Annotated in this window: 9 protein-coding genes; 3 read left to right on the plus strand and 6 right to left on the minus strand. The window is 30.8% G+C overall.

Features of this window, described 5'->3' with window-relative positions; genetic code table 11:
* The 3 genes from ACGH46_RS07540 to ACGH46_RS07550 form a co-directional block, all read left to right on the plus strand.
* Positions 1-438 (plus strand): EF-Tu/IF-2/RF-3 family GTPase (locus ACGH46_RS07540; protein ID WP_411599499.1); only part of this gene is annotated, 438 nt, incomplete at its 5' end.
* Positions 439-944: 506 nt separating this feature from the next.
* Complete coding sequence (locus tag ACGH46_RS07545; protein WP_411605108.1) at positions 945-1,841, plus strand: Hachiman antiphage defense system protein HamA; 897 nt, start codon at positions 945-947, stop codon at positions 1,839-1,841.
* Positions 1,811-4,120 carry a helicase-related protein gene (locus tag ACGH46_RS07550; protein ID WP_411605109.1) on the plus strand — a complete coding sequence of 770 codons (2,310 nt, stop codon included), beginning with the start codon at positions 1,811-1,813 and terminating at the stop codon, positions 4,118-4,120. Before ACGH46_RS07545 ends, ACGH46_RS07550 begins: the two co-directional genes overlap by 31 nt.
* A 200-nt stretch (positions 4,121-4,320) precedes the next feature.
* Here ACGH46_RS07550 and ACGH46_RS07555 read toward each other — a convergent pair whose 3' ends face one another.
* The 6 genes from ACGH46_RS07555 to treB all read right to left on the minus strand — a co-directional run bounded on the left by ACGH46_RS07555 (position 4,321) and on the right by treB (position 12,142).
* On the minus strand, positions 4,321-5,949 hold the full coding sequence (locus ACGH46_RS07555) for a TIGR04141 family sporadically distributed protein (RefSeq protein WP_411605112.1): 1,629 nt from the start codon (positions 5,947-5,949) through the stop codon (positions 4,321-4,323).
* 164 nt (positions 5,950-6,113) lie between these two features.
* A complete protein-coding gene (locus tag ACGH46_RS07560) occupies positions 6,114-6,800 on the minus strand; it encodes a JAB domain-containing protein (protein WP_411605114.1) in 687 nt (228 codons plus the stop codon).
* A gap of 290 nt (positions 6,801-7,090) precedes the next feature.
* Positions 7,091-7,528 carry a hypothetical protein gene (locus tag ACGH46_RS07565; RefSeq protein WP_411605199.1) on the minus strand — a complete coding sequence of 146 codons (438 nt, stop codon included), beginning with the start codon at positions 7,526-7,528 and terminating at the stop codon, positions 7,091-7,093.
* The gene (locus tag ACGH46_RS07570) at positions 7,515-8,351 is read right to left on the minus strand and encodes a PAAR domain-containing protein (protein WP_411605116.1); all 837 of its coding nucleotides are present in this window, start codon (positions 8,349-8,351) and stop codon (positions 7,515-7,517) included. Before ACGH46_RS07570 ends, ACGH46_RS07565 begins: the two co-directional genes overlap by 14 nt.
* A 581-nt stretch (positions 8,352-8,932) precedes the next feature.
* A complete protein-coding gene (gene treC / locus ACGH46_RS07575) occupies positions 8,933-10,639 on the minus strand; it encodes an alpha,alpha-phosphotrehalase (protein WP_411605118.1) in 1,707 nt (568 codons plus the stop codon).
* Between the two features lie 75 nt (positions 10,640-10,714).
* Positions 10,715-12,142, minus strand: coding sequence for a PTS trehalose transporter subunit IIBC (gene treB, locus ACGH46_RS07580; RefSeq protein ID WP_411605120.1), 1,428 nt, complete (start codon positions 12,140-12,142; stop codon positions 10,715-10,717).
* Positions 12,143-12,241 lie beyond the last annotated feature (99 nt).

Here is a 12,241-nt window from a genome sequence, read left to right on the forward strand (position 1 = left end):
CCAACAGCAAAAACAACTTGTACTGGTGTTGAAATGTTCCGTAAATTACTAGACGAAGGTCGTGCTGGTGAAAACGTTGGTGTATTACTTCGTGGTACTAAACGTGAAGAAATCGAACGTGGTCAAGTATTAGCAAAACCAGGTTCAATCACTCCACATACTGATTTCGAATCAGAAGTGTATATCTTAAGTAAAGATGAAGGTGGTCGTCACACTCCATTCTTCAAAGGTTACCGTCCACAGTTCTACTTCCGTACAACTGACGTGACTGGTACAATCGAATTACCGGAAGGCGTAGAAATGGTAATGCCAGGCGATAACATCAAAATGTCAGTATCATTAATTCACCCAATCGCGATGGCAGAAGGTTTACGTTTTGCGATTCGTGAAGGTGGTCGTACTGTTGGTGCGGGTGTTGTTGCTAAGGTTATTAAATAATTTATAACCTTTATCGCATCACCGATGCAAACAAGTAAAAAAGGCGTACATTGTGCGCCTTTTTTATTGTACTTTTTAAGCAACTTTGAAACAGTATTATTATCTTGGTGTTAAATTAATTATATTCCTTTTATTCTTCCAATTAATAATGATAACCTTTTTTATTTATAGAAATAGATTTTATAAATATTAATTATCCATTTTTCACCTAGATTAGTTGTTTATTTTATATTCAATTAATATATTGATAATTTTAAAAAAATAAATGAGTGATCAGTTAATAGTAGATAGGCTAGCCCTTAAATAAATATCACTTAAAATATGTAATATATTTTAATTTACTTTTTAATTTTAAAAATTATTTGCCGCTCCCTAACAAATATTAACCTAAAATGTTAATTTATGCATAATAGTAATAGCTAATTGTAAATTTTATATTAAGAAAATTATAATACTGTGATATAATAATACTCATATATAGTTTAATATATTAAATAAGGGCTGTTTTGAGAATTGAGTTACAAAAATTAGTTAAACAAACATTATCACAAAAATATCAATTACCTAATGAAAGTCTTGGTTTAAAAAAAACAGATATTAGCAATCATAATGATCATGTTTTTATCTGCTATTCAAATGAAAAACTAATAGATCTAATTTATAATTCAATTATTGATTACTCATTCAATCAATTCGAGATTGATAGATATTCATACGAAAATCTTTTAGATAAGGCTATACAGAAAAAAATTAAGTATTCACCAGATCAGGATCTAGATACAAAGATAAAGTATGGTTTTTATGGTGAAGTTTTGCTGTACTCAATTTTATACTATTTTTTCCAAGCAAAGCCGATCATATCAAGAGGTTATTTTTATAGTCCTCTTGCAAAAGCGGAAACGTCAGGTTATGACTCCTATCATTTAGCCCAACATAAGGATGATATTTATTTATGGTTTGGAGAAGTTAAATTTAGAGAATCACTCGCTTCATGCGTGAAAAGCGCCTTAAAGGGATTAAATAAAGCTCTTTCAGATGATTATTTATCAACAAATGTTTTAGAATTTGATGATTATAGTGAAAAGTTTAGTATAAAAGGTTCTAAAATTGAAGCTATTCTTAATAGCTGGCGAGATAATCCTTCTATTAAAATTATTGATGAAATAAAGAAATACAATATGACGCTTGTTTATCCTATCTTATTAATTTATTCAGATAAAAAATCTAATTTTGAACAAAAAATCATTAAAGCAATTGATTGTATTGATAAAAATTCTATGGATAAAAATTTTTCATTATCGATTGATTATAAATTATTTTTTATATTAATGCCTTTAGATCAAATAAAGCAGATTAAACAAAAGGTGATTGAATGTATCGAATCGAGAAAACCGCTAATTTAATAAAAAGTCTCAACGATTATAAAGCTAAAAAGTTAAAAGCTTACGATTTTATTTCAGAAGTGTGTAATTATTTTGATTATATTAAAGATGAACAATTGTCATCATCCGATTTAGAATTTCTGAAATATATATCCAATGCTGCAGGTATACCACATTATTATGATTTGTTAGCAAAATTTAATCATGATAATAAACTATCAGATATAAGCCTTAATACTCTATCCTCTCTATTATATGAATCATCATTGTATGTTGATGAAAATATTAAAGTACATAAATATCAAAAAGAAATATTAAATAAGTTTTCAGTAGATAAAAAAAATCGTTATTTTCTATCTGCAACAACATCTTTTGGGAAAACTTTTTTAGTATATGAAATAATACGTAAACTTAAATACAAAAATGTAGCATTAATATTTCCAACAATAGCGCTTTTGTCTGAAAATTATGAAAAATTGATTTCAGATCCTCAGTATAATTATTTTAGTAACTTTTCTATTCATACTCTTAGCGATGTCCCTGTGTTAGGTGATAAAAACCTATTTATCTATACACCCGAACGATATTTATCTTTTATTGATAAACATAGAAATTTTTCATTAGATTTTGTTTTTATTGATGAAATATATAAAATCGATAATGAATATCTGATTGATTCAGAGAATAAAGAAAACGAAAGAGATACAGCTTATCGTATTACTTTACATGAAATTTTGCCTAAAACGAGTGATATTTTATTAGTTGGTCCCTATATTGAATTTCCAGAAAAGAAAAATAACAAAATTAATCAATCGTTTAATGTTTTTTTAAAAGATAATAGGTTTAAAGTAATTGATTTTAATAAATATGAAATAGTCTCAAAGAAAATAATTTCATTGACAAATGGGTTAAATAAAATTACTGAAGAATTAGAAATAACCATAAAAAGTACGGATAAAAGTAATGAAAAAGTATACTCTATTATAGCTTCTATTTTAAATATTCAAGAAAATGCTCTTTTATATACCAGTGGTCCCGCAAAAGCAGAAAAAACAATCAATAACCTTTTAAAATTATCATCTTTTCAAAAAAATAATCACAAATCAAAGAGGTTACAAAGATTTATTTTACATTTAGAGAAAAATTATAATTTAAGAGATAAAGAAAATAATACTTGGATATTAATTAAAGCGTTAAAAAATAAAATAGGTATTCATCATGGCCGTATTCCTAAATATATCCAAAAAGAAATTGTTGATCTTTTTAATGAAGGCTCATTGAATGTATTGATATCAACGACAACAATTACTGAAGGGGTTAATACTTCTGCAAAAAATCTTGTTGTTTTAAGTGCCTCGAAAGGAAAAAAAACATTAAAATCATTTGATGCAAAAAATATCGTTGGTAGAGCTGGACGTTTTTTACATCACTATAGTGGTAGAGTATTAATTTTATCACCAGAATTTGTAGATATTCTAAAAAGTAAGGGAGATGTTATAAAGTACAAAAACTATGATGAAGAAGCTAGAAAAGATGATATAGATCTATTTATAACAGATAATAAATTTTTAAATTTGCATGAGAAAATGCGTAAATTAAAAATTTTAGCAGAATTAAAAAATGAAAATATTCCAAATGAAATTATATCGATGTTCAAAGCTGTGTCTTATCAAGATAAACTATATATTTATAAACGAATTAAAAAATTAACTACTTTAGAAAAGAAAAATATAAAGCTACTAATTCAATATATTAATTCTCCAAAATTAAATATCCATTATGATGGATTAAAAACTATTTTATATATAATAAAACCTATTATAACTAACCCTCAACTGAAACGTATTGTAGAATCGGAAACTAAAATAGAGTCTGGTACTTACCCTATTATTACGTATATGTTATCTGCCTACATCAATAATGGTTTTTTAGGATGTGTAAAATATCAGTTAGAGAAAAAGAATAAGCAGATTGATGAAGCTATTAGAATAACGGCTGATGTAATCTTTAACAAATTTAAATATCAATTAGTTAAATATTTAGGAGTGTTTAATATCATGTATAAATATCATCAAACAACTTTAAACAACACAAATTTAGATGAAGAACATGGTATTGATAAACTTTTAATTAAACTTGAATATAATGCACTTACCGAAAAAGGGAGATTAGCAAGTGATTACGGTGCACCACAAAAAATCATTGAATATTATGAAAAGGAAGAAAATAAGAATATTAGAAATAATTTTGATGAATTTGAGAAAGAAAAGTTTGAACAAATATCAAAAATATTAGATTAATATTTTTAATATGGTCAGGAAATTGGTATATAACTATGTCGTTGATACAATTTATAATGAAAAAATACTGATTTTATCTCATACAAATATTGATTATCTATTTAATTTTTATAAACAATCTTATCAACAGCTTTATTTTCTCTAGATCGCTAATATAGTATATAGCTTATAGAATAAATATTAAACTTATATATAACAATTTATATTTTCTGTTCTTTTTCTGCACCTGCAATAGTAACTTTAAATCCTTTTTGAGTTAAATTCTGATATGTATCTGCCAAATTTACTTTGCTAAAAAATGGTAAATTATTTTTTAATGTTGAAGAATTCTCTCCTAAAATTAAAAGAATGACTTCAACACCATCACTTTTGAATTGGTTAATGGGAATAATTTCTTTTAATTTTGGAAAAGAAATTTTTAATTCTTTAGAAACAGCTTTTCTAAATTCTTTATCCCCTAATAAGACCTCTGATGAGACTTTAGCTTGGGAAAATAAATGGCTTAATCCTGCTGAACCACCTTTTCGATGTTTTACATGAATAAACTTTTTATCTTTAGTCAATAAATCACACACCTCAATTGGAGTTGTAGTTCTATTACTTTTTATTAATCTTTTATCTAATAAATAACAATCAAGTTCTTTGGCGGCTCTTTTATTGTATTCTTGTTCTGCCTCAAGTTTTGGTTTATTACCATTTGACCAGTCGTACACAGTAGGAAATTGAAGTTCTGATATATCAATTTGATTCAATACACTATTAATTCTTTTTATAAAATTATTATCAATTTCATACCATTGTCCAGAGAAAAGAATAAAAGTCTTACTTCCTTTTTTGTATTCAAAATAAATACAATTATAAATTGGATATTCTGTTTCATTTTCATTTATATCAAAAACATGAAGCCGATCTCGTTTAATTGATTTTATATTAACCGCTGATGGATCAATATTATCAAGATATTCTTTTGTTTCAATTGTGGGCTTAATTATGTGTTTTGATCTGGTAAAACTAAACCCATATACAGAATCCCATTGAATTATCTCAGGAATTGTAATCATAACCCCCGTAGATTCTTGTTGTATATTTTCTATTAATTTGTTATCGAGAGCGTCTACACGTGTTTTTTCTTTTATTTTTCTTATATTGTCAACCCATGAAAACTCAATCTTATATGAGTCATTATTATAATGTGTAAATAAATTTGTAATTAAATTGGGAATTTCTTCTATGTTTATCTCGACACTAAAAGAATAAACGGCATCTCCTCCTGATATATTTTTAAAATTAATACCTTTTTTAGCAGTGCCTGTAACTGCTCGTAAAACATCTTTTGATATATCTATACCGAATGCGGTAACACCAGAATTTCTTGATGCTTGAGATCTCTTTTGGATAGATTGGTCATCTAATGTATGTAAATCAATACTTCGTAAACTATCATGTTTAAGTGTGTTTAAAGCAGTTTTGATACCAAAATCTTGTACAAAATATTTTGTATCAATTAAAAAACGTCCATATCCGAATGTAAAAGCAATAATGACATCTTGGTTTTTTATAAATAAAACTGCCGAGCTAGATCTGTTCATTAATTCATCTAGAGATTTTCCTGTAATATTTTCTGTAAATTTATGCCATTCTGGTTTCTTGTCGGTTGAGATTTTGACGTAAAACTTACCATCTAATTTATATTTATCATCTAAATCATAGCTATTTATTTTGATTTCTTTTTTAAGAAAATTACTGAAATCTAATGTATTGTATTTTTTTTCTACTAGCATAGCATTAAGACATAGATATGGCTTTTTTATTTTTGAGACGTTATTCATGGCAATTTCACTTCTTTTTTGTGTCGATATTTATATCTGTTCTGATTATCTGTTTTTATTTATAATTCTTTTTGATTTTAGGCTAGTTAGATCGCAAAACTTAAATTATAAACATAAAAAATGCGAGTTACTTCACATTTTATAAATCTAATTATTCTTTAATTTTAACTATTTTTCTTTTTCAAAATCTTTTGAACCTCTTTTACACCAATTTTCATGATGATCGCAATTTGTTCAACGGATACTTCTTTTTGGACTAAAGCTTGAACCAATCGTTCTTTTTGTTCTCTTTCTTTTTTCTCTCCCAATTTTGCTATCTTCGCTTTGCTGTTAGCAACCGCCAACTTCTCTTTAGCAATCAACTTTTCTTCCTTACGGATGCGTTCAACCACTTGATAAGTTGGGACATATTTTAGGCTTTGCTCTAACTCGTCCATAAGTTTAGTACTGCGAAAGCTGATATAGGATTTTGGGGTGATGATTAGGTGGTCGATTAGGTCGATATTTAAAATACGGCCGACTTGTATTAGGCGATCGGTGATATTTTTATCGGCATCCGACGGCGTCAGCGATCCTGACGGATGATTATGAACTAATATCACCCGTGAGGCGTTTTTCATTACCGCAACACGAAATACATTCATCGGTTCAACATCGACCGATTTATAACTGCCAAGCGCAATCAGTTCGATATACAGGATATAACCAGCTTGATTCATGCCAATCATCCAAAGATGTTCTTTTTCTTGGTCGATTTGGTTATCACGCAATAACACACGTTGCATAATGCTGTAGACATCGTCTGTGCTTTCAATATAGCGTTTGTCATGCTTGGTTAGTTTTATATCCATTTTATCGCCTTGTAAAATCACTTAAGAAATAATATAGCATATTTTTCTTAGACTTAGCAGTAGTTAATTAATCTTGTTCATACCTTTGATAACTATTTTATGCTTGCCTGATAGGTTTATCGTAAACTGCAATAAAAATCATTTAGCATTTTAGTTTTGATTCTAATTTTGCTAATTTTTATTAGGAAACGCCTAAAATAACAGCAGATAATTCAATATCAACAATCCAATCTAATAAGTTCGACTGTATAAAATAGTTGGGCGATTTTTTTGCTAGTTCGGACAATTGATTATTGCTTCAAAGCAAGCTTACTTGATATTTTTTGTATCCCACCAATAGAATAATGACAGCATAATAATATTGCCGGATAGATTATAAAATTAAGGGTTATCATTGATGTGATACCTAACATCCCCATAATAAAATCTAGATTAAAAATCGATTTATAATCATCTTCCATAATTAATATGAAGAAAATTGGTGACATTAAGGTAATGATAAAACCAATTGGCACGCCGAAAATCACTAAAGTCATCGGTCGTTTTATTTTATTTAAAAGAAAGATTGAAATCAGAATAAAACAGAAATAACACAAACCATAACATATCAAATAATATAATTCTGGCGTACGATGTTTTGCGATAATCATTCGATAACACCATTGGTAACTTAGATAGGCACCGATAAAATTAAATAAAACAATAATTACTAAATTAATTATTTTCACAAGTTTGTCCTTTTTTATCTTCAATCTCTTTTACCGCTTCTTCCAAAGAGCCAGGTAATAAATAAAGTTCTTGTAGACCATATTCATCTAAAACAGATGAAATGGCATACGCACAATATGGGAAATAAAAAGGAGCAATTGCATAATTACCATTAATAATTCTTTTTTCAATATTCAGCGCTTGCTCTCGTGTTAATGTGATTTCACGTTGAGAAACATAATCACCATCTTCCGCATGGTATTTGATAAATTGTTCTATTGAAAAAGGGATGTCTCCATCATCATAAAAAGCTTCTGCTTGTCCTCGATATTGTCGCATGTAATCGCCATTAGGATCAAAAATTAAAGGAGTTTCACCTTTGATATGAATATAAAGTGCAGAATGTTTACCGAGTTGTGTGAAATTGTCCCATCTTGTAGTAAATAAATAAGCCTCTACATCTTGCTGACTATTTTTTTCCACTTCATTGCTTAAATTATTATTTAGGTCATTTTTTACAAAGGTATTTGTCATTGTAGCAAAATGACTACTTGGATTTTTTACACCAACAAAAATAGTACTTTTTGTTGCTATAATCTTATTATAACCAACTGGAGAGCATTTACATGCAATCATACAACCATCATAAGCAGCAGGTTTACCCGCTACGATAAAATTATCAGCACCCTCTATAATTTTTCCAGTACTTTTACATTTAGGACAGTAGGCATAATCCCCAAGACAAGCTACACCTTCAATTGCACAAAAACTTTGATCCGATGCTGAGATGATTTTGCCACCAGTCGTAGTGGTATCACCTAGAACAGCTATCCGTTTACTCATAATGATTTATCTGTTGAATATTTAAACATATAATTGATTATATTGTATTAATTAACCAAATGGCAACACTATTTTATTGGGTTAATAGAGGATAAGGATAGGCGACATTAGTAAACTATTGCTAAGTAGAGCGATGCAAACGTTACCATCTAATATGGCTGACAGCTAAAAAAATAGCTAATTTTTAATTTTAAATCGCATGAAGATTTAATTCTCCGAAAAATAAACTATAACGGTATATACTCCTGAATTATTTTTGCAAAATTTATCCCAACAAATTAAAAAATATTGTTATTCATCACTTATGCTAATTAATTACTGCTAAAGTGGGTATAGTTGACGTTCTGATTACCCGTTTTTTATAACAGGAAAGCTAGATTTACACATATTACCAATTATTTAACGTGATTTAGAATGTCTATTGATTAACTAACATAACGGAATTGATGCCCCATATGAACTATCCACAACTTTCAATAAACAACTTATTATGGCGTTTCAATCAAAAAGCCAACACAAGGGTTGGCATTTTCTTACTTTCAATTTGCCCAATATTTTTTAATTCAATAAAACAAAATTATTTAGTGTATATCCTTGTAACCTGATACAACCGATTCACTATTTAGATGCAACCAATACATTGCCTCATAAGGTTGTAACACCATTTCTGGCTTTAATACAGTTTGGTTTTCATAATTACCTAGCAATCTTTGCCAATGACGATTTTCTAACGCTTTAGGTAATTGCCATTTAATCGTATTTTCGGTCAGATTGGCTATTACAAGTAACGTTTGATTATTCCAATGTCTGACATAGCACCAGCAATTAGCAACATCAGGCGTTAGATCTTTATAGTCTCCGAAAATAAAGATCGGATAGGTTTTGCGTAATCTAATTAAAGTTTGATAGCAATAAAAAATGGAATTGGGATCGTCAAGCGCTGACTTAACATTGATTTTTGGATAATTGTTTGCCACCTCGATCCAAGGTTTACCTTGGCTAAATCCGGCATTGGCGGTGTTATCCCACTGCATTGGCGTTCGGCTATTGTCGCGTGACTTACTGGCAAGAATCGCTAACATGTCAGACTCTGACATACCTTCGGCAATTTTTTCTTGATAGATGTTAAGACTTTCCACATCTTTATATTGCGAAATATGGGTAAAATGGGGATTGGTCATCCCGATCTCTTCACCTTGATAAAGATACGGCGTGCCTTGTAGTCCATAAAGAATCATCGCCAGCATTTTGGCCGATTCGTTGTGGTATTGGTCTTCATTACCTAAACGTGACACAATGCGAGGTTGATCGTGATTACACCAGAAAATCGCATTCCACGCCTTTCCGTGCATACCCTTTTGCCAATAGCCAAGTATTTTTTTGAGTTCAAGTAAATCGGCCTTAGCCAGCGTCCATTTTTCCCCATTTGGATAATCAATTTTTAAATGATGAAAATTAAACGTCATGGTCAACTCTTTGCCATCCAATGCGGCATATTTTTGACAGTTTTCTAATGTAGTTGATGACATTTCGCCCACTGTTTTTAAACCATTAGGTTGAAAAACATCTCGGCTTAACTCTTGTAAAAATTCGTGTATTTTGGGGCCGTCTGTATAATATTTTCGTCCATCCCCTTGGATATCATCTGGAAAATCTTGCTGTTTAGAGACCAAATTAATCACATCCAGCCTTAATGCATCGACGCCTTTATCCGCCCAAAATTGACAGACATTTTTAATCTCTTGGCGAACGGTTGGATTTTCCCAATTGAGATCAGCTTGCTGTTTTGCGAACAGGTGTAAATAGTATTGTCCTGATTGCTCATGCCACTGCCAAGCGTTACCGCCAAATTTTGACCGCCAATTGTTGGGTTCTGATCCGTCAGCGTTGGCATCTTTCCAAATATAAAACGATCGAAAAGGACTGGTTTTATCTAAGGCGGATTTAAACCATGGATGCTCTGTTGACGTGTGGTTAAATACCATATCCATCATAATACGAATATCACGTTCATGCGCTTGCTTAACCAATAATTCAAAGTCTTCCATCGTGCCATAAGCCGGATCAATATTATAGTAATCCGATACATCATAACCATTATCAACTTGCGGAGAGGGATAAATTGGCGTTAACCAAATCGCACTAATGCCCAGATTTTTAAGATAATCCAATCGGCTGATAATGCCTAATAAATCCCCCGTTGAACCAGTACCACTGGCTTGAAAACTTTTGGGATAGATTTGATAAATAGTTCCATTTTGCCACCAAGGGATTTCTTTCGTATTCATTGTTTGCTCTTAATTATTCATCTGTTATAAATTAACCGTTCCATAATAGAACGGTTAACGGTTATTAAATCGTGTTTAGCGAATATCTAACGTACCTTTTTTCAATTTTATTTTATAAACAACTGATGTTAAAACAATAGGTACGACAATTGCCACAACCATGGCTAATGCATAAATTCCCCAATAAATCGGTTTTATGGATAAAATGCCAGGTAATCCACCCACACCTATACCATTAGATAATACCCCAAACAAACCACAAATTAAGCCAGCAAAGGCCGCACCAATCATGGCACATAGCATAGGGAATTTATAACGCAAATTGATACCGTACATCGCCGGTTCAGTCACGCCCAGATAAGCTGATATGGCAGCAGGAACAGACACTTCACGTTCGTTATGTTTTTTACTGACTAAAATAATCCCCACCACCGCCGAGGCTTGAGCAATGTTTGATAACGCAATAATTGGCCAAATAGGTGTTCCCCCCATATTTTGGGTCATCTGCATATCTATGGCTAATGTCGTATGGTGAATACCGGTAATTACCAATGGTGAATATAAGAAACCAAAAATAGCTGATCCGATAAAAGCATAGTCTCCAGTCATCAAATATCTAACCCCATAGGCAATACCATTACCTAACATTCGCCCTAAAGGACCTAATAAAAAATGTGCCAGAAAAACAGCAAGCAGTAGCGATACGATCGGAACAATCACCAACGTAAGATAATCAGGTATAATTTTACGTAATCGAGTTTCGATCCACCCTAACGCTAAACCAGCAAAAATCGATGGAATCACTTGTGCTTGATACCCTACTTTTTGGATAGAAAACAACCCAAAATCCCACACTTCAGGTATTTTACTGCCCAGATCGTAAGCATTCATCAATTGTGGGGAAACTAAAGTAATGCCTAATACGATACCTAAAACAGGTGAACCACCCATTTTTTTGACTGTTGACCAACAAATGGCAACCGGTAAAAAATGGAAAATCGCTTCACAAGGTAGCCAAAGTATATTGTAAATAGGCGCTAACCAATGATAAGTTGCAATTAATGGCTTATCATCAATAGTGGGCATATCTCCAATAATGTTGCGTAACCCCAATAATAAACCGCCTGCAATTAAAGCAGGCAGCAAGGGTACAAAAATTTCTGCTAAGTTCGAAATTAGTCTTTCAAAAAAAGACATATTTTGTTTCGCAGCAGCTTTAGTTTGCTCCTTAGTTGATTCATCAAGATTTAAATGCTGAGTTAAAGCTTTATAATAACTATCCACATTGGTACCAATAATGACTTGAAATTGCCCAGCATTATTAAAACAACCTTTTACAAAAGGTAATTCCTCTATGGCTTTTATATCGGCTAATTTGGGATCAGACAGTGCAAATCTTAATCGAGTTAAACAGTGGGTAACACTCGCAATATTTTCTTTTCCACCCACACAATCAATCAATGCGGTTATCGATTCTGAGGTGATGTTAGGATCTTTAGCCATCTCCAAGTCTCCCTATCATAAATATTTAGCCGAATTAGCTATTAATACATTGGCTATGTTTGAATTAGGATTTAGCATAGATTGAAAAAGACAAACAAT

This window comes from Gilliamella sp. CG22 (genome assembly GCF_046635725.1).
Classification (GTDB): domain Bacteria; phylum Pseudomonadota; class Gammaproteobacteria; order Enterobacterales; family Orbaceae; genus Gilliamella; species Gilliamella apicola_I.